We start from the raw sequence: 24547 nt of genomic DNA, 5'->3' as shown, positions 1-24547 counted from the left end.
CCCTAACTTGATTCGGTATAGGCTTCGTTAACACAGAAGTCTTTTATCGTCAAGCCGCTACGCTGTTGACGAAAGAGAATTTCCAAGAATTCTTCTTTGATCATTTTTTAGGCAAAGATTGAGCGAAAACAAAAACAAGACAACGGGGACTTTATCGGGGGCTTACATTGTTTCATCGTCAATTACAAATTTAATAGCCATTCAGACCAATCATCCGGAGCAAAAAAAGCCCAACCGCTCCAATGCTGAAAGTCAGTGAAGGAAGCGGTTGGCTAAAATATTACAGCTAAAATTACAGCCCTAACGGAACAAGCCCCAAATTATTAATTGACTCATTTACATATTGGAGAGATTCGTGTACTTTGAGAACTTCGGTATAGTCCCAAAATTTCACTTCATCGTGAATCGGTAATGTTGCTATCTCTTTTTTAATTTTTTCAATCTGCTTTTGGTCGGTAACAGCTACAATACCTTGTACAGCCTTATTGTTTTTGGCTTTCATCAAATTAAGAATCAGACTGTCAATTGAACCAGACGTCTGCACCTCAAATACATAGATTACTCGGCCCATATTACCAATGGTGACTTCCCAGGTTGCATCAACAATAGCCCCATCGGCAATTTTCTTTTCTATTTCTGAACGAAATCCAAGAAAGCTACCTATATCTGCAATTTTATCTCTAATGTCATTATGGATAAACGTAGCGTCTTTTGTGTTCTTAGGTATAAGCTCTTCTAACAAATCTGCCTTTGTTTCTATATCGCTACTAATCTGTAACTCTTGCCATATAAATGTATTGAGGGTAAGCATGTCGAAAATTTCAGCGTACTCGTTTTCTTTGGCAAAAGCAACTATATCTCGACCTTTAGCAGATAGATATGCATAAGTTTTTCCATTAAGACGAGCTTCATAGCGAGGTAGTTCAGGCACTTCCAGTAATCTAAATCCGTTATATGTTTTCTTATTCCAAATCAAGAATTCATTTGGATAAGTTTTGCAAAGGAGCTCACTCATTATTGCGGGCCCTACACCTTTGATTTTTGAACGAAATTCGTCCCAACGTTTTTCAATAGAGGAGTTACCGTAAATGAGATTGGTAAACTGCTCTCTTAACAAATTCATTCCATTGGCTTCGATAATTTTATCCACCTGGTAGTGTTTGTTTCCCCACATTGCCATAGCCCACAGTGGAGCAATATAGTTAAACAAATCCTCCTCAGACATATTCAAAAGTTTCTCTTTGTTATAACTTTGAATGTGAGCTGCTATATTTTCACGCTCTTTCTGCTCTGACATAGCTTGAGACTTATTCGCCTTAAACCACTTTTTGAAAGTGATTAGATATTGTTTCAGAATTTGTTTATTCATAGTCTTTCGCCTAAGATAATTTGTTCTACTCTTTTTTTTGCTATTTCAAGAATCGCCGAAGCTTCAATATGTAATTTCTTTGCCTGTTCTCTAAGCAATTTGATATTATTTGCTATTTCTTTTTGTTTTTCGAGATTAGGTAGAACTATAGTTTGATTCAAATATGTATTCATAATTAGATTACGAATACCATTTGTTTGACTTTGCATAGCTTCAGTAAGTTTGACATTATGTAATGTTTTCAAAAATGAAAATACGTACATAGGTATAGCTTTTGTCTCATCTATTCTAATTTTATAAATAAAATTGCTGTAACATATGCTATTCCCTTTGAAAATATCTTGTGAAAGAATAGCTATACGCCCAACAGGCTGATCAGGACTTCCTCCAGACTTTTCAATTAGCAAATCGTTTTCACGAATATTCATTCTTAATAATTTAGATCTATTTATTAGTCTATATTTAACTCTTGAATTATCAAGATTCAGATTATATTTATTATCAAATTCTGTAGCTCTTATCACTAAGCACCTTTCATATTTTTCACCTTCAAAATCTTCCGTTTCCTCCAACCCCCAATCACCAGCACTACTATGAGTTACAAGATTTTTTAATGAAGTTTTGTGTAAGTGGCTTCTCTCTATTGCTGCTTTTAAGTTCTGTGTATTTGCATCATATAATTTAGGATCAAGACGTGAACCTGTCACATCTTTAAATGTTGTAATAAAAACACGGTTTTGCAAAGAATTGTCAACCACGGGCAATTCCACTCTAAGTTCGTCCAATAAATAACGATCAATGCTATTCAGCAATTTATTACTCATCATCTCTTTCTCTCTCTTTTCATCAGAAGCACTGCAATATATATCAACAATCTGCTGCTGAATTTTCATAGAAGGTAAAGGGATTTTTAAAGACTTAAGTAGTTCAATACCTACACCAGATTGGTTATTCCAATTTGTACAAATAGTATAAAAAATTCCATTCTGTTGATATATGTTAAGAATTAACCATAAATATTCTGGTGAAATTTTTTCTTCATTTACACGAATTGCTGTAATGTGATTAGAGTAGTATAATTCCTTATCTTCAAGTAATAATGCTGTTTTGCCTACCAATTCTTGACTGTTCGTATTATTAAACAAAACGGTCCTTGGTTTAAGAAACTCCATCAGAGGATTATATGGAACAAACACATTTTTATCAAATTTCAAAAAGCCTTCATTATCCATATTCGTTGGACGAAGCTGAATGATCCCATTATCTTCTGTTGTTTGATCATCCTTGCCTGCGCCAAAACCCGATTTAAAACTTAAACAAACAGAACGAAGTGAAACAGCATCATATTTTTGAATAAACCTATTTAAATTAGAATTGTAATACAATGGGTCTAATCGTCCATCCACTTCTGAACGATTAATAATAAAGCAGTTGCTATTAATTGAATCTAATTGTGATAACATCTTATCTTTATTTGGTGATTGCAAAACTAAGTTCTTTTTCCAATACGGCTTGAAGATTTTTTTTTATCATCTTTTTCAATGAAGTATGAGCCGTTTTGTTGTATACATCATAATAATCCATACTGTAGTCTGATTTAGGTTTCTCCGAACTTTTCTCACGCAATATTATAACAGGTTTTCCAAGAGCTCTTGCCCATCCCATTTCATAGGTGACATTTGGATTATTATTTGTAATGTCGCATACACAAATATTACAGTCTCTTATTTTCTCAAGGATATCCTGGACAATATTTAATGTAGCTCCCTCATAAGTCATTATTTTGCCACTCAATTCAATATTTATTTTGTTTTTGGTTGCAATTTCCGCAATAGTAGTAGTATATATCTCATTAGCAGATTCAACCTCTTCTTCACTAAAATATGGCATAGCTACAAAAACCTTTATAGTCCGGCCAGCTACTTTGTTAAAGATTTCTATTATCGTTTCAGCTTTAGTTTCACTAATATCGCAAATATTATTGCTTAGTACCCACTTTTTAAAGAAATCAAACCTCGAGTTGTCTGTAATATGGTAAAAAAGGAATGCATAAAATAATCCCACACCTTTATGTTTAGTTAATTTGCTCTCATTCATATATAGTTGTTCTATAGCTTTTAGAGATTCAAATACTTTCTCAACAACCTCACTTTCACTTTCTCCTTTAGAAAGCAATATTCTAAAAATTTCATTATAATGTGTCCTGAATTGTTTCTGTAGAACGTGTTTAATTCCAGTGAAAATATCAGGAGAAGCTTTTTGCTTTAATTCTCTTGTTTTAATCGGGTATGTCCCAGAGAAAATATTTTCCAACTCACTATCAGAGAAGTTCTCTTTGTCATCTATCAAAACTCTTAAATTCTCTTCTGAAGTTAGGGGGATTGTTTTTGTATTGATATTATAAAAAAACACTTTCGTTGCCTTATTAAAGGCAACAGTATCAGTTGTTTCAACTATTGAGTTATTTCGATAGAATTCCTCGCCCAGTATTATGCAAAATGGAGCAACCATTCTTTCCACCTTAGAATCATTAGATTGTTCTGCTGCTTTTAATCTGTGGTTTCCATCTATTCTATGCAATGGACGATCTTCATCGTTTATTTCTGTTTCATCAATTATCAAATCAACGATACGTATGTCATTTTTACCACTAACATCCGTAAACTTTGGGAATGGTACTTTTTTGACTTTTATTTGAGTGTTATCCACATTAGATTTATACCCTAAGCCACTTTGTATTAAGCTCAAAGGTGTTTTATCCGATTTGTCAAAGGAATGTTTTACCTTATAACTAAGAATGATCTCAGGAAAAAATAAATATGTTTGTGTTTCCAAAAAGTCAATAATGTCGCTTCTATCCTTTATTGGATTTCTTTGATATGAATAATCTGCTTTTGAAATTCTGGCTAACTCTTTAATAGGTGCAAAGCCTCTTAAGCACAACTGTCCGTTAAGTGAGTTATCTAATATTCCTCGAATTATCATAAATCTGCAATTAAAGTGATAAAATAAATTTGCTTAACTCTTGAGCTATATAATCCAACTCGTTCGCTGCCGTAGGTTTTCCTGTTGCATCGTAACCTATATCTTCTGCTATCGCCATAAAAATTGGATAGTCCGGAAGTCGCTCGCGTTTAGCAATATCGTATTTTTCTTGCAACATCTCTTTCAATGAAGTAATTTCTTCATTATACCAATTATTTATTTCTGCTTTTTCTATTTTCAATTCAGCTTCGTTTAATGACTTGGAAAGCATTTTGAGCTTTGATGTTTTTTCTCTGGTCAAAGCATTTACTTTAACTAAGTAGTTCGTTTTTTTCAATATCTCCGATTCAATACTTTGCTTGGTTGCGGTAATGTTGGCACTATCTCGCTCTCCCCATTTACGAAGAACTAAAACAGAACTTTTAACACCAGCACCAGTGGCCGTAAATGCTGTTTGAGGCATAGAAACAACTGCAACAATACGAAACATCTCTTCTATGCCATTGCGCACATACTGCAATGAACTATTGGTTAGAATACCATCAGGTATGACAATAGCTAAAAAACCTTCATCTTTCAAAAAACGATAAGCTTGTTCTATAAACAAAATTTCGGTACTCTGATTCTCTCTTTCGCTTTTGGCTGGTTTCACTGCTAACCAATCTTGATCTTTAAGACCGAAACGATAGGTCTTCATGTAAGCTTTCTCGCTTAATCTAATAGTACTTCCAAAAGGTGGGTTCGTGATAATAAAATCAAAATGATTATACTTAAATCCTCTATTGGTTGTAATTCGTTCTATCTCCTTGTCTGAAATTAACCCATCAGAGGTAATAACATTAGTATGACCATCATCATGAATAATCATATTCATTTTTGCAGCTCTTGAGATTTGTTCGTTTATCTCAATGCCATAAAGATTATTTTCTGCAAAATCATGCCAATACTTATGCCAACGAGCATATTGTTTCGGATCTGTTTTATAATTCGGATATAACGCAGTTGCCTGTTCTCTGACTTTGTTAAGTGCATATAGCAAGAATCCTCCACTTCCACACGAACTGTCAAGGACGTATGAAGTGTTCTTGATAGGTAAAATATCTGTGGCAAATTTTACGATTGGACGAGGAGTGAAATATTGTCCAAAATTTCCTCTGAAAAATGAATCCATAAAGGTTTCAAAGGCTCTCCCTTTACTATCTAAATCAGTTTCTCCAAGATTTATACTTTCGAGATATCCGACAACCGTCCGAATTTTTTCTGGGGATAAACGAATATTATCTCTAAATACTTCTGCATCTTTTTTTCGACCTTCTTCATAGAGAGCTAAGATTCGCTTGTATAAACTTTCATTCTCCTTTTGTCTGCGCTTAATAGGATCAGGCTCTTCGTTTTTACTTATGGTTATTATTTGGAAGTCATACGGTTCTCCTATTTTACGGTATTTTCGTTCATCCCAAATTTTACAGAAAATCAGTTTATCTAATTCATCGAATGCTTCTGATGGATTTAATTGGCCACCAGCCCACAACGCATCATGAGCCAACTTAAAACTGCGAGTTAAGTCACTCTGCTCGATTATTGCAAGATCTGCAAAGCGCTGTTTCCCCTCAGTTATAGGTAATTTATCTGCATCATAAACGAATCTATATGGTGCTAATTCTTTAACTCCAAACTGTGGTATGTCAGGCTCTTGCTTTCGTGTATTCAGTTTCTTGTCAACTTCAAAATATTCATTTTTAAGCCAAGATGTTACCCAAACATATTTAACATCATTAGGCAAAGCGTAGGCATAACTGTAGGCTTGTTCAATAGCCTGCTGGAATTCTTGTTCACTGACATCTTGTTTTTTACATTCAACTAAGATATGTGGTTGTAAGCACTCATCATCATTGTAAACAATAATATCGGCTTCTTTTACAGAGGAGCCTTGAGTAACTTTTACATATTGTTTTATTCGTTCAGGCTTGTATCCACTCTCCAAAACAAGCCGAAGAAATGCCTCTGCCTGCACTTGCTCTTCGGGATTATTATAATTCCTCGGTTTGTCGTAATTGATATAGACAATCTGAGACCTGTCCGCATTTGCAAATTTAATAAGGCCTTTTTGTAGACCTTCTTCTATTCGACTTTGCATATTTTTATTTTTTATTATTCTTAATCAATAAATCTTCTGTTCCAACTCCCAATATCTCGGCTATCTCAAATAGAGTTTCGAGCGGCGGTTGTTGACGATTACACGCATAGGCATTAACAATACTAAAACTTTTACCAAGTTTTTTTGCTAACCAAGTCTGCGTTATCCCCTTGTCTTCAAGTACTTCCTTAATTCTATTAAGCTTCATACAAATCATTTTCCGTTAGAAATACCATGTATTAGCTACAAATATAGTGAGGATTTTGCTATATCCACTATCGCAAATCAAAAAAGTAACTTTTGATTTATTTAATAATCATCGTAATACCGAGACAAAGTTTCAGTAAAGGGTCTCGCTCGTACGGTAAGTTTGCCATAAAACAATCAAAAAACTGATTAGAAAATGAGTGAACTGAAAATTCTGAGAGAGAAACGGGCAATGGTATATAGGCTACTTTAACATCTATACAAAAGGAGAAAAGACACACCGTCTTTTCATACCGAAGAAATTAAAAGAAGAGGCTAAGACATGGCTTGCATCCACCAATAGAGAAAGTGGCTATCTGTTCTTGAATCACTTTGGAGAACGAATCACTACCAGAGGAATTTCCCTGTAACTTAAAAACTTTGCAGAGAAATATGGAATAAACCCTAAAGTCATTTATCCTCATTCTTTCCGTCATCGCTTTGCTAAAAACTTTTTAGAAAAATTCAATGACATCTCTTTGGTGGCAGACCTCATGGGACATGAGAGCATAGAAACGACAAGGATATATTTGCGGCGTACTGCATTGGAGCAGCAAGAAATTGTAGATTAAGTTATTACGTGGTAAATGTCAATAGATAAAAATCATCAATTATGAATTGATTTCTATCTATTACACTAACTAATTAATGAGGAGAGAATATAGTCTATTTTCTCATTACTTCATGAAAGAAATCTGCCATTTCACTATAAGTATATTCACGGGATTCTCTATTTTTAGACAACATGGATTTCTCTGCATTCGCAACAGCTCTTTCAAAATCACCACCATTAACCAGCAAAAAATTATGCAGTCCTTTGCATTTCCTACCTAAAAAGTCTTCAGTTTTTTCATATTTGCAGACACGTTCCATTTCTTTAGCCAACTCATCAGAACTATTAAACCGTTGAGTCGTATATTTGAAATGGTATAAAAACCAAATCTCTAAACAACGTTCGTTTTCAAAGAAACGTATCATACTTTCTGTTCCCTGACGTTTTCTGGCAATCGTTTTTTGATGATATTTTGTTTTTAGTTTCAGATAATTATCACGATTACGCCCATCTTTCTTATTATCCATATCAATGAGACAGAATACCATATTATACCCATCGTCAATGCACTGTTCAATCCGGCGTTCAAGTTCTGCCATGCTGGTCGCATGATTCGGAACCACTGGTTTCACTTGTGCATGGATAACACCTTCTAATGACTTCAAATAATACTTTTCAGTCGGTCCTTCACCGATAACAGCTATTGTAGTTCTTGTTTTTCGCGTTTTCATATCACCTCCTTAAAAAATAGAACCTAATTCCGGTTTTGCACCAAGTTTTCCTGTTCTATATGCCTTATAAAGAGATAGATTTTTGTGCAATCCAAATTCAGAAGCACAATAAAGTTCAGTAGAGGCATCTTCCTTTGATTTCTCAGTAAACCAAACCATATCCCGACGTATAAATTCTTCATCCAATAACTGCTGGTCTTGTGTCGTGAACAGTATTTGCGAATTGACTGTATTCATCATAAAAGTCGTCAGAAAATGGAGCAAAAGATCATAATGCAAATTACTTTCTATTTCATCAAAACTATATATATGATCTTCACGCAACATATTGAACATGCATTCCTGTAGCTGAAAATAGCGTAATGTCCCCAATGATTGGTCAATAGAAGATAAAGTAAAATCAGATCCATCTATGGTGTGATGAGTAAAAAATACATCTTTGCCACTTTGCATTCTTGCTTCATTGTCAATACTTATATTAGAAATATTAAAATCAGCCTTTCGCATAGCCGATATAAAATAATCTTTCTTCTCTTTATTATCAATCAACTGTTGGGCAATATCCAAAAGAGCATTTCCCTTCATGCCATGCACATACCGAACAATCCAGTTATAGGTATCACGGAATATCTTTGCATCTTCATTTAAAGATACTTTTGCGAAAGTAGACAGTACAGTATGGTTATTCAAAGTATTGTCTACAATTGTTTTCTTACTTTTCAAATGCAAACCGACTGTACGACCAAATTCAATATCCGGTACTACATCTTCATGGACAAACTTCCGACTATAAAATAAAGATAATACTCCATTAGGAGCATATTCCATTTTCTCAGAAATGATATAGCGGTTATTATACTCCACTGAATAGTCGTATCGTACTTGCCCTATATAAAAGGACACGGACAATCGGGTATTTTTATCCTTATCCAAAGCAAACGGATAAAAAGGTATGGCCTGCAGCTTATTAGTATAGGGAGAAACCAACATTCTCCAGATTGTTTCATAGGCATAGAGAATATTACTCTTCCCGGAAGCATTAGCCCCATAAAGTATAAGCATACGATTTAACCGCATCCCCGGTTTGATTTCGACAGTCAATAACTCATGAGAGGTCTTGTCTTTGGTAGCCTCGAAAGATAACACCTGCTCTTTTCGTATTGACATGAAATTTTCTATACTGAGTTCTCTAATCATACATTCACCCTTTCATTTCGTAACTTTCATACAAAAATAAGAAATAATCTGCATAAAAAATACTTTTCTTGCTATTATTTCACTTTTTTATCTTTTGGGGTAATTTCGTATCATCACCAGTTGATTAATTCCATTCTTTATGAAAATAGCTGACTTTCCGTGACAATAAATGACACTATAACCTAAATCATGCAAATACGCCCTATCTTGCATCAAAATTATGGTGCAACTTAAAAAATATCATTATTATGGAAGTCATTTACATTGAAACCAAACTGTTTGAAAAGATGATGAATCAATTCAACGCTTTTACAAAACAAGTAGATTCGCTTTGTCAAAAAGTCGATGTCAAAAATCTTAGTGCATGAATGGATAGCCAAGATGTATGTTTGAGATTGAATATTTCTCCCCGGACATTACAAACCCTAAGAGATAACGGTAAATTACCTTATTCACAAATTCAGCACAAGATTTTCTATAAACCGGAGGATGTAGAGGCATTATTGACTTTTGTCGGGCTTCAACGGAAAGAAAAAAAATTAAAATCAAAAAATATAAATGAATAGGTCATGGAAGGTATTATAATGAAAGACAACAAACAGGTTGTTGCTTTTTTCAAGGCATTGGACAGTATGCTTGTGAAAATGAACAAGATCGTAGATAATAGCCGTCCTCCATTGAATGGAGAGCGATATATTACAGATAAGGAGTTAGCCCAATGATTGAAAATTAGCAGAAGAACTTTGCAAGAGTATCGTAACAATGGAATGCTTCCTTATTATCAGTTAGGGGGGAAGATCTTGTATAAAGAATCAGATGTGGAAAAGTTATTGGAAGATAATTATTGTAAGGCTTTTCAAGAGTAGATTCTCTATCCGGTCTGAAATATTATCAAAGGCGTTCTGTATAATATTCATCTGATTATAAGAGTACTACGTTCAATTAATGGCTCATAAATTAGCATATCAAATAGAAATTTCGTAACTTTGTAACATGATAGAAGGATGAATACCACTGTAAAATGCAGCAGGTAATACAGGGTGAAATCGGAGGACTTCACAAACTTGATATCTTAGAAAGGTTGATAATCAAATGGTTACAGAAGCATAATATAAAGTGTTCGAGCCCCAGGCGGATCACTGAAATAACCTCAGAATCAATTCTGAGGTTATTTTATTAATACCCCTCTCCCAGTTATCAACAAGTTCCTTCTTCACACCTGTTCATAAAATCTGCTTACTACAAAACAAGCCACAGATAACCAGAGAATTATCTTGTTAATAACTTTGTTCAAAAGCTGTTGAATAAGAAAGATAAAAGGGATTCTCCCTGTATACTCTGCAGTGAAAAGGAAACTAAGAAGCAAGTTCTTAAATAAGATACTACCTGTTCCAAAGTGCTAAAGCATTAAATGAAAAACAGAGAAAGAAAGTAACTTAAAGTCAGGTGAAGAAAGCTACTTTCCAAAGGGATGAAAAGAACTTTAGTCGAAGTGCTTCTGGATTTAGTATCTAATTTCGCTATGAGTGTATTTAAAGCCATAGACAAGTTTCCACCAACAACGAATCCAAAAAGATGTCTCAAAGCAGGCAGCAGCTCTCTATAAAGTTGTTCATAAACCCGATAAAAAAAAGACTATCACCTACATATCAATCAATTATCCTGTTAATAACTTTATAGAAAATTCCCAGGATCAAAGAAAAGCAAAGTGGATATCGGCACAAAAATACGATCTATTCCGATAACCAACAGATTATCTTTCGTACTTTTGCCTCTTCAGCGGTTAATACATAGGCGAAATGCAGGGCAAGATGTATAAACAGAAACGATTAATAATTTATGAAGGAGAATGTTTACGATAAAGAATCCTTCTTTGAGAAATATGGCGAGATGCTACGCTCAAAAGAAGGGTTGAAAGGTGCGGGAGAATGGCCGACACTGGAAAAGATATTACCTGATTTTGAAGGGAAACGGACACTTGATTTGGGATGTGGCTATGGATGGCACTGCATGTATGCAGCTTCTAAAGGAGCAAGCCATGTGGTGGGTATTGATTTGTCTGAGAAAATGCTACAAGAGGCTGAAAAAAAGAAGGAGTCCGACAAAATAGAATATCACCGGATAGGGATAGAAGACTATGATTATCCGTCAAATCGCTTTGATGTAGTTGTCAGTTCACTGGCTTTACACTACATTGAAAATTTAGAAGAGATATTCCGAAAGGTGTACCGTACATTAGCCCAAGGAGGAACATTCGTGTTTACAATGGAACATCCGATATTTACGGCACACGGAAACGAAGATTGGTTTTACAACACAGCAGGAACCGCACAGCACTGGCCGGTAGATCATTATTTCACTGAAGGATACCGGGAGACTTCTTTCTTGGGAGAAACGGTAGTGAAATTCCATCATACTTTAACTTCCATATTGCAGGGACTATTGCAGGCCGGATTTACCATAACCAATGTGATAGAGCCTCAACCGACTAAAGAGATGCTGCAACAGATCAAGGATATGGAAGAGGAATTGAGACGGCCTATGATGCTGGCTGTTTCTGCCGTCAAAGTCTGAACAAGCAAAGGGAGCAAAACCCGCGCAAACTTTCACAGACCAGACTTCATATACGGATTTATCCCAATGATATTATCGTGTAAATCTGCTGATAAAGAAAGTTTTTTCAAACGCTTTTACCATTTATTCCGTCGGACGGCAATCCCGTCGTCACCTCAGGAGGCGCCCAAACGGCTGCACCTGTATTCCAGAGGGGTCAGTCCGAACTTCCGTTTGAAGGCCGTAGAGAAATGGGCATGATATTCATAACCGACACATGCCCCGATCTCTTGTATCGTCTTACTGCTATCCAGCAGATAACGACAGGCTATCTCCATACGATAATCAAAGATATGACCGAACACGGTGGTACCAAATACCGTTTTGAAACCTCGTTTTAAAGTACATTCGTTGGTACCTACCCGCAATGCCAACTGATGAAGCGAAGGGGGATTGAGATACTCCTGCTCAATAATGGCCTTGGCATGATGGATCTTATCACACTCTATCCCGACAGAACACGAACAATGAAGACACTCCTCTCCTCCCCGCCGTGCGAGAAAAAGCGAAAGAATTTCCCTAATCTTGGCATCCACATACATAAGTGCCATATTCCCATTCAGCTGTGAAAGCTTAATATCACTCAACGCTTTATAAATACCGGTACAAAAAGGGCGATTTGTCCGATATGCCCTGTAGAGTCTATCACAAAAAATGGTTTCGATATCTTCATTACCAAACAGGTCGGGATATTGTCCGGCAAGTTCACGGATATAATCGTTGGAAAGCATAATCTCCATCATGTGAAACGGCGTATGCTTAGGGAAACAGGCGCATGAGTCTATCCCGTCACATTGCAGGAGATTGGCATCTCCTTTGTTCCACTCCTCACTCCGGGTAATAGGGTCGTAAAAACAAGTGACGTGTCCGGCTAAGGCGGCACAAAACCAAACAGCATGATATTCATCGGCCTGTGCATACATCTCAATGGACTCCTCACATGATATATGATGTTCCATAATCGAAAAAAACGGAGTACATATTTCTTCGAATGTCGCCTTCAGATACCCATTGTCAATCCGATAACTATTTCTTTCTGTCCGGCTCTCTCCCGCCAGATTCTGTACGGGCCATTCCAGCATCATTTCATGCAAATCATGTTTCATTAACCGAGTTGCCATCATTATTCCTTTAAGTTAAAGTCAAGTTCCTTTTCGCGTAAGCAGTAAAAGCCGGTAAGGCTCTACTTTTGTCTCCAATTGGAGAGTAGATACAAAATTACAATAAGCCACCTATCGGCACAATCCCCATTAATAGGTAATTCTCCACGAATAATAAACAACAACCGGAAATATAAAAGCAGAAACTAAACATGAAAGTAAATTTATCAGGAGTTCCCGAAACTCTGTTTATAACCTTGCGAATAAGGGCTATAGAAACAGTAAAACCCAACGGCGCTATCAAAGACCCTTATGCCATAGATATACTCCACCGAATCGAACTGGCAAGTTCTTCGAAAGACAAAGTTTCGGAAGGTTCGCAGGTGGGCACAATTGCCCGTACCCTCGTATTGGACGAAATCATCCTCGACTTCCTGTCGAAACACCCTAAGGGAGCTACCGTCGTAAATCTGGGATGCGGACTGGATGCACGCTGCAAAAGACTTCCATTGCACAATTGCCTTTGGTTAGACATCGACGTAGAAGAATCCATCGGGTTACGAAAACTTTTCTTCAAGGAAACGGATAATTATAAAATGATCGCCCGGTCGATGTTCGATGATTCATGGATGAACTCTGTTCCCAGAGGTCTTCCTCTGCTGATCATATCGGAAGGAGTGATGATGTACTTCAAAGAAGAAGATATCAGAGAGTTAATTTACTGGATCGGACAACGCTTCCACCATGCGGAAATGGCATTCGACGTAATTAATACATGGACAGCCCGGAACTACAAATGGCATCCGGACGTAAAGAAGTATAACGCACCATTCCGATGGGGAACAGACAACGTATATGAGATGGAAGACTGGTATCCGGGACTACACGTGATTAAGGAATACCTGTACATGGACCGCTTAAAAAAACGATGGCCTCTGTTCTTCAAAGTGATGCTCCCACTATTCCCATCTTTACGGAAATCGTCCCGGATAGTACATATGAAGTTCCAACAACAATCATCTAAATAAGGAGAACAGGATATGAGAAATAAAATCTGTGTTTTCATCATCACTCTGCTCTCACTGTGCAGCGGCCTCCCGGCCCAAACACAACCAGGCAAACTGAGCGGAGTCATCATCGACACCAATGACGAGGAAATACTCCCAGGTGCCAACATATATATAGAAGCACTGAAGAAAGGTGTCTCGGCGGATAAAAACGGGGAGTTCCTCATCGAAGCTCCTGCGGGACGTTATTCGGTCACTTTTTCGTTTATGGGATATCACACCCGGAAAGAGGAAATAACGATTCCGAATACCAAAGGTAAAAAGCTGGTTATCCGTCTGGAACCGGAAACTCAGTCACTGGATGAAGTTGTCATCACAGCCAAAAGTGAAGCCCGCCAACTGCGCGAGCAGGCCATGCCTATGTCGGTAATCAGCATGCAACAACTACAGGGGACGGTCAGCAATGTGCAAGATGTCCTGTCGAAAACCGTAGGTGTAACCATCCGTAACACAGGAGGTGTAGGCAGTGCGTCCCGGGTATCGGTACGCGGTCTGGAGGGGAAACGAATCGGTTTCTTCATTGACGGAAGCCCGATGAATGATAATTCGGACTTCATCGACATTAATGACATACCCGTGGAGATGATCGACCGAATTGAAATCTACAAAGGAGTGGTACCCGCAAGGTTTGGCGGATCGTCCGTAGGCGGAGCTGTAAACATTGTCATCAGGGAGTATCCGCCCAAGTACCTCGATGCCAGCTACAGCATCGAAAGTTTCAATACCCACAAGCTTTCACTGGTAACCAAACGGAATATTGCTTCTAAAGGACTGGAATTCGGAGGCGGGGGATTCTATACCTATTCTGACAACAACTATAAGATGGAATCTCCCTTCGAAGAGGGGCTTGTCATTAAACGTAACCACGATAAATTTAAAAAGTTAGCTGTTGCAGGTAGTCTGAAAGCACGTAAATGGTGGTTCGACCTGATTGAGTTTGAACCTGTCTTTATGCACACTTTCAAAGAAATCCAAGGAATCGAATATAATATTGAAAAAGCCCACACTTACTCTGACGCTTTCCTCTTTGCCAACAAGTTGGAGAAAGAAAACTTTCTTGTCGAAGGGCTCGATATGGAATCGAATCTGGCCTATGCTTATACGGTATTTCATATGGTGGATACCGCCGCATATCGGTACAATTGGGACGGTACCACTTACCCCGCCGTATCCGAATATGGAGGGGAAATAGGCAAATGGGCTTCAAACGCCAGAAACGAGAAACATACAATCACCCACAAGTTACACCTGAACTACGTTATCAACAACAACCATTCTGTTAACTTCAACTCACTGTTCAGTTATGCCTCCGGACATCCTAAGGATGACCTGAAGGACAAAGTTGTCGGTTATAAAACCAACTTCAAAAGTACGATGATGAGTTGGATTGCCGGAATAGGATACGACTTCCGCACGAACAATGATATTTTCCTGAATTCACTTAACGTGAAGTATTATACATACGGCATGAATACTCACATGAGCAGTATTATGTCATCGGAAGCAGAAAAAGTAGACATGCTGAAACGGGATTTCGGTATCAGCAATGCCCTCCGTTACAGATTCACTCCGGACTTCATGGGTAAGTTTTCGGTTGGATATGACGTACGCCTGCCTGCCGAAAGTGAACTTTTGGGCGATGGATATGCAGTCGCTCCTTCCGGAAATCTGCTCCCGGAACGGAACACAAGCATCAATCTGGGGTTCCTGTTCGACCGTACCGGAAAGTCTGCCAGTAATCTTCAACTGGAATTGAACACTTTTTATGGGTATCTCGAGAATATGATACGGTTTACCGGAGGTTATCTGCAATCGCAATACCAGAATTTCGGAAAAATGCGCACTTTGGGAGCAGAAGTAGAGGTGAAAGCGGACCTTACCCACTGGCTTTACGGCTACTGCAACATGACCTATCAGGATTTGCGGGATGTACGAAAGTTCGAACCGAACACTCATGTCCCCAACCCGACCAAAGGTAGCCGGATGCCTAACATCCCCTATCTTCTGGCAAACGCCGGACTGGAATTTCATAAAGAAAATCTATTCGGAGGCAAAATGCAGAATACCCGCATCTTTACGGACGGTTCTTTCGTTGAAGAGTATTTCTACGACTTTGAACAAAGCCGGTTCCAAGAGCGAAGAATACCACGCACCTTCTCTGCCAACGTCGGAATAGAGCATAGCTTCATGAACGGACGGTTCATCATCACAGCACGGATAAACAATCTGACTAATGCCCGGATGATGTCCGAATTCAACCGTCCTCTACCCGGACGCAATTGGGGAGTAAGGCTGAGATATGTATTGAAATGAAACAAGATTATTTATTTAAAAACCAAGAGAACTATGAAGATTAGAAATCTGACACTGGCACTTGCCGGTACTGCACTTGTATTTTCGGCATGCGAAAAGGATCCTGACCCTAAAGTCCCGGCCGACAATGCTAACATCGCCCTGGCAACTATTCTGCCCAACCCCGATGGTATGACGGGAGCCGCTTACCTGCAGCTGATCCGTGATGAATTTCCGCAGAACACCAACAATAACAACGGAATTCCCATTCCCTACGAAGGAGCATATCCGGTTATTGAAGGAAACGACATCTTTGTATTCCCGGGATACATGGGTGACAGTAAAAACGAACTGGTGAAATACACAAGAGTCAACGGCCGGTTATCAAAAACAGGAACAATGAAATTGCCTCCCAACTCTTCGGCCACCAATATTGTTTTCGCTTCTGCTGAAAAAGCCTACCTATCTATGGCAGGACTGGGCAAGATCGCTATTTTCAACCCTATCACCATGGTCCAGAAGGGAGAGATCGATCTGTCTTCTCTCGGAGTGTCCGACAATAATCCGGACCCCTCTGCCATGTTGTTGCGCGACGGACTTTTATACGTAGGCCTCAGCCAGATGGTGGGCGGATGGGTTCCTCCACAGGACCGTCCATACAGCGACATTGCCATTATAGACACTCAAACGGATAAACTACTGAAAATGATTACAGACAAAACCAGTGGTATCTCCATGCCTACCCGTCCGATTGACCGCTATTCAATCTTCATGGATGAAAAAAAGGATATCTATATTTCGTGTGTCGGTGCCTTTGGCATGGTCAAAGGTCATAATGCCGGAATATTACGTATCAAGGCAGGAGAGACTGAGTTCGACCCAACGTATCGCTGGACCATTACGGGAACTGACATCAGCGGAGAAGAAAAAACTGCGGGATTTATCTCTGCCATCCGGTATGTAAACAATGGAAAAGCATATGCTTATATCAATATGCCCGGTTACTACAAGCCCGGAGAACAAGGACATACCGCCATCGCCGATCTCGCTGTAGAAATAAACCTATACGACCGGTCCATGAAAAAGATCAAGGGACTCGACCTTTCCAATGGTTTCGGAGTCATGCTTGCCCTCTACAAAGGAACTGTGCTGATAGGTAACTCTTCGACTAAAGCGAAAGGTATCTACTCTCTGGACATACAGACAGGTGAGGTGTCTAAAGAAGCCATATTGACTACAGTAGGTAATCCGATATTATGCCACTATTTTGATAAATAAAGACCGATGCCTTTCATGGTTCTAATAAACAAGGGCTCTTCTTGCAGAATAAACAGAGTTACCGTATCTTTGCAGCCGTTTAAAAAAGAATGATTATGGAACTTCCAGAAGACCCGATGATGTTGTTCAGCGTCATCAACATGAAACTCCGCGATTGTTACAAATCGCTCGATGAACTATGTGACGATATGAATGTCAATAAAGAAACACTGATTGGCAAACTGGAATCGGCCGGATTTGAATACAATGCCGAACAGAATAAATTTTGGTAAAACAGGCATCCCCCTGCTTTAATTCCCGTAACCTTGTAATTCTTATATCCGGTGGATAATAAATGCTTCGGATAGTAGATCGGAATACAAGACGGAGAAAGCATAATTCACCACAGAGTTCCACAGAACGAGCTTAATCTATCGATAGCTAATGATATTTATTTGTGTAAATCCTGTGTAACCTGTGGTGAATACGAGTTTCGATACACCTCCTTTTATATCTCTATTCTCAACCCAATAATTGATTCTTATTTATTGGTAAAACGGAACCAGTTAAAGTCGGCATATCCGTCTTCACCGGCTTTATCTCTGGTAAAATTAAATAAAGCAAAGCGATTGGCTGTCCAGACCAGCCCAAGCCCCATATTAAGATCATTACCTATCGGAATGAATGTTTTCCCATCAAGGCTATAATAGAAAGTAGCACGGAAGTTCACATCCATCACACGGGCACGTACCCACAATTTATTTCCCGTAAAGTTGTCGATGACCTCAATATTCTTACCGTCATTACACATCACGATTCTTTTTATACCCTCCGACTGTTCCACACCGACATAGGCATAAGGAAACTCGAAAATTCCAAATCCTGCCACATTTCCATCCTTTAGTCCGGACACGTCGATTTCGACCATTGCCTCGGACGAAGGCCCCTGCACACGCTGTGTCAATGTATTACGAGCTGTTTTCAATGAGTCGGCATATGAAGCTTTCAGCCTCATGTAGCCTTTCCGTTCCTTCAAGGACCATCGGGTATTGTCCGGATTATGATTCCACTGCCATTGCAGCCCAAGTACGGGAGTATTAAATTCGTCCGTTGTAGCAGGAGAAGCAAACGGATATGCTTTACCTACTTCCGGTTTCGGATACGTAATGGCATCTTTACCATTTCGCCCCAACATGGGCCATCCGTCTACCCACTCTACAGGAACCAGATGGGGAACACGTCCGATGGGCCCCCTGTCCTGCATAATGATAAACCACCAATCACCATTCTTAAGCTGTACCATCCCTCCCTGATGTAAACCGTTGGGAGGATAAGAGCTACAATCATTCATAATTAATTTATGTTCGTAAGGACCATAGATATTGTCGGAACGCAAACAAATCTGCCAGCCTTCGGTTCCGCCTGCCGGGCAAGTGATATAATACTTCCCGTTTATCTTATAGACGTGTGCACCTTCCATACCATATCCTCCTCCAAACTCGTGAGCGTTCTTGAACCTCTTTTCCCAGATTTTCACTTTTTCTCCTTTCACAGATTTGGCATCCGCATTCAGCTCCGTGACATAAAGCGTACCCTGTCCGTGGACGACATAAACTTTTCCGTCATCATCAAACAGTAATCCGGGATCGTACAGATATTCAGGAAAGATTGTACGCTCCCAAGGACCTTTCACATCATCGGCAATACAGATTGAGAAGTGTCCGGGACCTTCCCCCTCCCATGAAGGGGTGCAGAAGCCCACATAAAACTTACCATTGTGATGACGAATGGTAGCCGCCCACGATCCCCGAAGATAACGGTCACCCCCTTTTAAATCATAGCAGGGATGCTCATCATAACGCTCTACCGCATATCCGGCCATCTCCCAGTTTACAAGATCCTTTGAGGTAGCAATAGGGCAACCGGGAACATAGTGCATACTGGTAGAAACAAAATAAAAATCATCCCCTACTCGAATGACATCGGGATCAGGCCAGTCTCCCCACATTATAGGATTTGTAAATGTCCCGTTTCCATTATCCGGGTTCCACACCGAAGTTTGTGCACCGACACTGCAAAAAGGCAGCACCAATGCGATCATAATATAAAAAACTCTTTTCATCTTTGTACTTTTTTTATTGGATACATTCAGCATCTTCAACATAAGGAGCCACTTCTGCCCCAAACAAACGGGCACCTTTATTTTCAGATTGGCGCAATCCCAACACTATCACATTCTTTTCACCGGGACGTAGCCAGCATTCCGGAAGATAGAACTCCCGTTGCGGACCCTCCTCCCAATAGCGTCCGATGTTATGTCCGTTCAGCCACATATAACCGGTACCCATAGCATTTACTATCAACTTCCAAGGTATCCGGACAGAAGGATCATTCCGGGGCATATCAAACTCAAGACGATACCAGGTAAGCAATGCATCCCGTCCGACACCGGCTTCAAGAGTTTCTGTAATCCTTCCTTTACGAACTAAAGGATAATCTGCAGGAAGCTCTGCTACCGACCAGCCCTCCGTACTATCCGGCTCTCTGTTCCAGCCCTGACAGATTCCTCCCAGATCGGCAGAGACCTCCCAGTTTATTTTTTTAATCACTTCGAATTCCTGTTTCAGGCGGACAGCTTTAAGGAGACCTCCTGCCCCACTCTGGTTACTCACCACAATAGCTATCTCATTGTCGCCAGGTTTGACGAATGGAGCAACATTCACTACATAAGGCTTATCCCATTCTTCGTGCGTACCCACTTCCTTACCATTCACCCACAAAGTTCCGGCATCATCGATACAGCCAAATTCCAGAACAGTCATTCCTTCCCGAATCATCTCCGGTGTCCACCTAAGGTGTGTACGATAAACTGCACGTCCGGCCTTCTCCTGCAAAATCCAGGCAGCAGGCCATTCCGGTTTTTCAAGTCCGGCTATCTGCAAAGTGGCCAGATCGTCAATAGTCCGTTGATCGAGCCGTATTCTTTCCCAGCCCGTTTCTTCGGCAAGCAAGGCAGACAGCGGTTCCTCTTTATCAATGGTTCTTACTTCCCATTCCTCTACCGGCAAAATTCCCGTCTGTTTACGACCGAAACCGGCTTGCCGGAGTCCGCTCAACTCTTCCATCGGACGGTAACCATGAGCATGTCCCCGGTTTTCGTAGATAGCAACCACTTCGTTCATTCCTTTATGCAACAATCCTGAAACGATAAAGGTGTTATCCAATTCGTCTCTCGACACCCGCTCGGCAAACTTTCCGTTCACTTGCACGTAAACCGGGTCACCAGTGAAAAGTTCGAACACCAACGAACCGTAAAGATCTACTTCCTTTTGAGTGAGGTTCACCCGGCTGCGATACATAGAATAACGGCAATCGTTCACACCCAATTCGGGAAGCGATACACCTTTGCGCAAAGGCTTCCAGTCGCCACGAAAATCTTCGTCTTTTCGCCATACTTTCGTTACTGATATGGCGGCGGGAAGTGCAACCGGACGTGCCGGCAATACTTGTTCACGGGGATACCATTCGGTCGAAGTGCCTCCGGGAGAAAGTACCAGTAACTTACTGTCAAGCGCCCCCAACCGACAATCTATCCGCATCGGCTTTCCTTCTATAGTCAAGCTGACTATCTGACGGAATTCTTGCTTTTTATCACGGTTCAGTAAGAAAATAAATAAAGTTCCGTCCGTAGCCCGGCGTACCCCCATCGTCAGATTATCATTTCCTTTCATCTCAAACGGTACAGACTTGCTTCTGACAAGCCGGCTTCCAAATTTACCGACCACCTCACCGATTCCTTTCACAGCAGCATATTTCTCTCCAACGCCTCCGGTTTCTTTCAAAGGAGCTCCATAATCGTAAGTGGTAGTCATACGTCGTGCTCCCCAGCCGTCAAAATGTGTCCCACCGAAAAACATATAGTAATTCAACCCGGTAGAACCTCCTGCCATTGCCATCAATGCCATTCCCCGGGCATGCCGTCCGTCCAGATAGCTATCTTCGCTCAAGCGTCCGCCAACCGTAGAGAACCACCCTCCCTGCAACTCACACACAAAAGCAGGAGCATTGGGCTGTTCTGCCTTCAGATTTTCAATACGTGACTTGGCTTCATGCATATTCCACCATACATATTGATTATCCATATCGAATAACTGACTGATCACCGGATCGTGCGAGCCGCGAACTTCGGGAGTTACGCAAGTGAAAAGGGGAACATCGATACCATTCCGGATACAAGCATCTGACAGTACACGCAGAAATTCTTCTTTCTTCTCAGATTCCATATCAAAATAGATATATTCATTTTCAAGTTGCACCATAATGATTCCTTTCTCTCCGGGTTTCTTATGTGTAAGCTGTTCATCACAAAATACCCGGCAAACAGCATTGTACCAGTGTTCAGACCATTTCATATGTTCGGGATGGTTGCTCCGGAGCCAGAAACTGGTGTCATAACTGTCCGGGCAATATTTAGCCAACCAACGGGGATATGCCCCTCCCGCCCATTCGGCACAGATAAAAGGGCCAGGACGGACAATGGTATAAAATCCGAACTCCTCGTGTGCCATACGCAGCCATGCTTTCAGATCATCAAAGTCGAATTGTGAATAATCATCTACATTCTTAGGCATATTCCGTTCGTGCCAATTCCAGGGCACATAAGTTTCCACTGTATTAAACCCTGCTTCTTTGATCTTCCTGAAACGGTCACGCCACAACTCCTGCGGACAACGAAAATAGTGGAATGCAGCACTGAGTATAAAAATATCTTTCCCTTCGATTGTAAAGCAATCTTTGTCGTATCTCACCCGGTCGGGATGGAAAAACTGTTTCTCGGGCAACTTCTGAGCCGTTGCTGAGGAACACACTATCATCCCCAACAGGACACATAATAACCAATTCTTAGACGGTTGTTTCATCTGATTTTCAATAAAATTTAAGTTTAAAACGATATTTCATATTATCTCCAAACCATTGCGGATAATTCGTCCCCCATAGAGTATTCAATAAACAGAAATGGATACCGGCATCGGGGTCTGCAACCTTATTGTCGAATGACAATAAATCACGATTATTAAACGCCACCAAAGGAGCATCCAAAGACTCAAGACTCAATTTTCCCTTTCCACTGGAAAAAAGAACGTCTCCCGTCACTCCGTGTATCTGCCTCGCTCCGTTATAAACAACATCTTCCACATCGACACGCTCTCCCATCTTATCAACATAAACTTTCGAATCACAGGCTTTTGGAAAGAACGAAAACCAAACAGCTTCCGGAACACGATTCTTCGGTTTATCAAACCAATTGATCTCCACCTTGATATCAGGTGAGTCATACGGGAATACATATATTATTTCAACATACTCCGGTGCACCATAAACAGGTTCATTCAATTGCTGGCGAATCCGGACAGTGGTCTGTCCGACCTCCTTTTTTATCCGGATATCCGATGCCTTATAACTCCATATCCCATGGGTAACAGACAGTTTATCGAGCCCGGGTTTTCCATAATCCGCCAACATCCATCCTTCCGGATTCTTTGGACAATACCTATCAATAAAATGTGCAAAATCGGCTCCGGAATAACGTTGATAGGCAAAGTCCCCCCAGCCCTGCGTATCATCTACCCAAACAATGCCCTTTTGTTTATCTTCCAGATAGCATAGTGTACCATTCTCCTGATTGAAAGCAAACCGAAAAAATGGGGTATTTATCTTTGCTTTTGAACGGTAGGAACGGAAATCAGTATCTTGATTTTTCACCGGAACCAGTTTCATGAGAGCTTGCATCGCTTCGTATTGCAAGGCCGGAGTGAGTTTGGATATAGCCTGATAAATATATTCTCTCTTTTCACTCCAGGAGCGTTCGGAATACCGGGCTTCTTCACTGTCCAAAAAGGAAGGGTAAAGATCGAACTGATATTTATCAAAATTCCTCAAATACCACTTTACATCCACTCCCCATGTATGCTCAGCCATTAACAGCAAAGGAATACAAAACTGTGTATCCATTTCACTATTAACCTTTAGCTTACCATCCTGTATCCATTGATTACGTAAACGCATTAACTGACGGAACTGAGCCACTTTCATAGGATCACTGCCAATACCATATATCCACGTATCTCCCCACTCTTGAGTAACGACCGGCAGACTGTTCTCAACTTTACTCAATTCAAGAGCTACTTCATTCAACGAAGACGGTATGATCCGGGCTGACGGATATTTTTGCTTTAAGCCGGCATAGATTCGCTTAATCTCTTTCAAGGAATGTGGTCCATGATTGTCATGAGTGAAACAAAAAACCGCAGCAGTTTTTGTTCCGGGCAGATGCACCGGTTTGCCATAGTCTGATTGATAGATTACATTAATGGCATCGCCTTTAGCATTCTTCCAGCGAAATATCTCCGGAAATCGTGCCACAGCTGCACCCGGATTTGTCCCTACATGCAACAACTGAATCCCATTCCGCTTTAAGACAGAAATAGCCCCCCTCGTGACACCGGGTACATCCGTTATTTTTGCAGCAATCGTTTTCCGACCAAAAAGCAGATCCAGTTTTTTCGAAATATTCAATGCTGCGGACAGCATGGCACTATCACACAATTCAACCTGCATTGTGAAAGGCATTGCGTGCCAGGTAAAGTCTCCCCGGCCAATAGCTTCCTTTATTCGTTGTCCATTTTCATTTGAAGCCCTTTCCAAATAATTCCAGATAAGCCACGACCCACAAGTCCAGGGATAATCAATCTGTGACAACGAATCTTTCGTAATTTCTTCTGACAGATTTAAAACTGCCGGAATGAAATTATAGGTATAGGTGTCAATCACTTTAGAGCCCCAATCAGTAAATCCTACATCTAAATGGGTCTTGAATATTACGTACACCTTTTGTATATCCGCATCCTTTACCGGTTCTTTCTCAGCACACAAACATTGTAGCGAAGCAAACCATCCTAAAAGAATATATAAACAAAAATTTTTCATGGTAGTAGTCTCT

The 24547-nt window shown here is 40.1% G+C and carries 17 protein-coding genes and 3 pseudogenes; 8 read left to right on the top strand and 12 right to left on the bottom strand.

Features of this window, described 5'->3' with window-relative positions; genetic code table 11:
- Nucleotides 1-5: 5 nt before the first annotated feature.
- The 6 genes and pseudogenes from G7Y45_RS19930 to G7Y45_RS06065 all read right to left on the bottom strand — a co-directional run.
- Nucleotides 6-104 (bottom strand): annotated as a pseudogene (locus G7Y45_RS19930) (IS66 family insertion sequence element accessory protein TnpB); the annotation flags it as partial.
- Nucleotides 105-292: 188 nt separating this feature from the next.
- The gene (locus tag G7Y45_RS06085) at nt 293-1369 is read right to left on the bottom strand and encodes a hypothetical protein (RefSeq protein WP_165016305.1); all 1077 of its coding nucleotides are present in this window, start codon (nt 1367-1369) and stop codon (nt 293-295) included.
- Nucleotides 1366-2832, bottom strand: a complete 1467-nt coding sequence (locus tag G7Y45_RS06080; protein ID WP_165016307.1) for a restriction endonuclease subunit S — start codon at nt 2830-2832, stop codon at nt 1366-1368. Before G7Y45_RS06080 ends, G7Y45_RS06085 begins: the two co-directional genes overlap by 4 nt.
- Before the next feature lie 7 nt (nt 2833-2839).
- On the bottom strand, nt 2840-4354 hold the full coding sequence (locus G7Y45_RS06075; protein ID WP_165016309.1) for a nucleoside 2-deoxyribosyltransferase: 1515 nt from the start codon (nt 4352-4354) through the stop codon (nt 2840-2842).
- 10 nt (nt 4355-4364) lie between these two features.
- Entirely contained in the window at nt 4365-6491 is a 2127-nt protein-coding gene (locus G7Y45_RS06070) for an N-6 DNA methylase (protein WP_165016312.1), read from the bottom strand.
- Nucleotides 6492-6495: 4 nt separating this feature from the next.
- A complete protein-coding gene (locus G7Y45_RS06065; protein ID WP_371729390.1) occupies nt 6496-6699 on the bottom strand; it encodes a helix-turn-helix domain-containing protein in 204 nt (67 codons plus the stop codon).
- Between the two features lie 238 nt (nt 6700-6937).
- Here G7Y45_RS06065 and G7Y45_RS06060 point away from each other — a divergent pair.
- A pseudogene (locus G7Y45_RS06060) lies at nt 6938-7309 on the top strand (tyrosine-type recombinase/integrase); the annotation flags it as partial.
- Nucleotides 7310-7403: 94 nt separating this feature from the next.
- Here the strand turns inward: G7Y45_RS06060 and G7Y45_RS06055 are convergent.
- Together G7Y45_RS06055 and G7Y45_RS06050 are read right to left on the bottom strand one after the other, a co-directional pair.
- Nucleotides 7404-8021, bottom strand: coding sequence for an RloB family protein (locus tag G7Y45_RS06055; protein WP_165016315.1), 618 nt, complete (start codon nt 8019-8021; stop codon nt 7404-7406).
- Between the two features lie 9 nt (nt 8022-8030).
- Complete coding sequence (locus G7Y45_RS06050) at nt 8031-9218, bottom strand: ATP/GTP-binding protein (protein ID WP_165016317.1); 1188 nt, start codon at nt 9216-9218, stop codon at nt 8031-8033.
- Nucleotides 9219-9586: 368 nt separating this feature from the next.
- On the opposite strand from G7Y45_RS06050, the gene G7Y45_RS06045 reads away from it, so the two are divergent.
- The 3 genes and pseudogenes from G7Y45_RS06045 (at nt 9587) to G7Y45_RS06035 (ending at nt 11792) form a co-directional block, all read left to right on the top strand.
- Nucleotides 9587-9784, top strand: a complete 198-nt coding sequence (locus tag G7Y45_RS06045; protein WP_165016319.1) for a helix-turn-helix domain-containing protein — start codon at nt 9587-9589, stop codon at nt 9782-9784.
- A 3-nt stretch (nt 9785-9787) separates the two neighbouring features.
- A pseudogene (locus G7Y45_RS06040) lies at nt 9788-10084 on the top strand (helix-turn-helix domain-containing protein).
- Nucleotides 10085-11057: 973 nt separating this feature from the next.
- Nucleotides 11058-11792 carry a bifunctional 2-polyprenyl-6-hydroxyphenol methylase/3-demethylubiquinol 3-O-methyltransferase UbiG gene (locus G7Y45_RS06035; protein WP_165016321.1) on the top strand — a complete coding sequence of 245 codons (735 nt, stop codon included), beginning with the start codon at nt 11058-11060 and terminating at the stop codon, nt 11790-11792.
- A 155-nt stretch (nt 11793-11947) separates the two neighbouring features.
- On the opposite strand, the gene G7Y45_RS06030 is transcribed toward G7Y45_RS06035, so the two are convergent.
- Nucleotides 11948-12955 carry a helix-turn-helix transcriptional regulator gene (locus tag G7Y45_RS06030; protein ID WP_022011409.1) on the bottom strand — a complete coding sequence of 336 codons (1008 nt, stop codon included), beginning with the start codon at nt 12953-12955 and terminating at the stop codon, nt 11948-11950.
- 188 nt (nt 12956-13143) lie between these two features.
- On the opposite strand from G7Y45_RS06030, the gene G7Y45_RS06025 reads away from it, so the two are divergent.
- The 4 genes from G7Y45_RS06025 (at nt 13144) to G7Y45_RS06010 (ending at nt 17840) form a co-directional block, all read left to right on the top strand.
- Nucleotides 13144-13959, top strand: coding sequence for a class I SAM-dependent methyltransferase (locus G7Y45_RS06025; RefSeq protein WP_165016323.1), 816 nt, complete (start codon nt 13144-13146; stop codon nt 13957-13959).
- Nucleotides 13960-13971: 12 nt separating this feature from the next.
- Nucleotides 13972-16311 carry a TonB-dependent receptor gene (locus G7Y45_RS06020; RefSeq protein WP_165016326.1) on the top strand — a complete coding sequence of 780 codons (2340 nt, stop codon included), beginning with the start codon at nt 13972-13974 and terminating at the stop codon, nt 16309-16311.
- Nucleotides 16312-16344: 33 nt separating this feature from the next.
- The gene (locus tag G7Y45_RS06015) at nt 16345-17568 is read left to right on the top strand and encodes a hypothetical protein (protein WP_165016329.1); all 1224 of its coding nucleotides are present in this window, start codon (nt 16345-16347) and stop codon (nt 17566-17568) included.
- Between the two features lie 95 nt (nt 17569-17663).
- Nucleotides 17664-17840: a DUF4250 domain-containing protein gene (locus tag G7Y45_RS06010; RefSeq protein WP_005810613.1), complete on the top strand. Its 177-nt coding sequence runs from the start codon at nt 17664-17666 to the stop codon at nt 17838-17840.
- A 248-nt stretch (nt 17841-18088) separates the two neighbouring features.
- Here G7Y45_RS06010 and G7Y45_RS06005 read toward each other — a convergent pair whose 3' ends face one another.
- Genes G7Y45_RS06005 through G7Y45_RS05995 form a run of 3 tightly spaced genes read right to left on the bottom strand, consistent with a single transcriptional unit; the run spans nt 18089 to nt 24534 of the window.
- Nucleotides 18089-19669, bottom strand: coding sequence for a glycoside hydrolase 43 family protein (locus tag G7Y45_RS06005; protein ID WP_165016332.1), 1581 nt, complete (start codon nt 19667-19669; stop codon nt 18089-18091).
- A gap of 13 nt (nt 19670-19682) precedes the next feature.
- Nucleotides 19683-22466: a beta-galactosidase gene (locus G7Y45_RS06000; protein WP_165016335.1), complete on the bottom strand. Its 2784-nt coding sequence runs from the start codon at nt 22464-22466 to the stop codon at nt 19683-19685.
- Between the two features lie 7 nt (nt 22467-22473).
- Nucleotides 22474-24534 carry a DUF5054 domain-containing protein gene (locus G7Y45_RS05995; protein WP_165016338.1) on the bottom strand — a complete coding sequence of 687 codons (2061 nt, stop codon included), beginning with the start codon at nt 24532-24534 and terminating at the stop codon, nt 22474-22476.
- Between the last annotated feature and the right edge of the window lie 13 nt (nt 24535-24547).

Source organism: Bacteroides sp. ZJ-18, from assembly GCF_011038705.2.
Classification (GTDB): Bacteria; Bacteroidota; Bacteroidia; order Bacteroidales; family Bacteroidaceae; genus Bacteroides; species Bacteroides hominis.
This window is presented reverse-complemented; position numbering and strand designations above follow the sequence as displayed.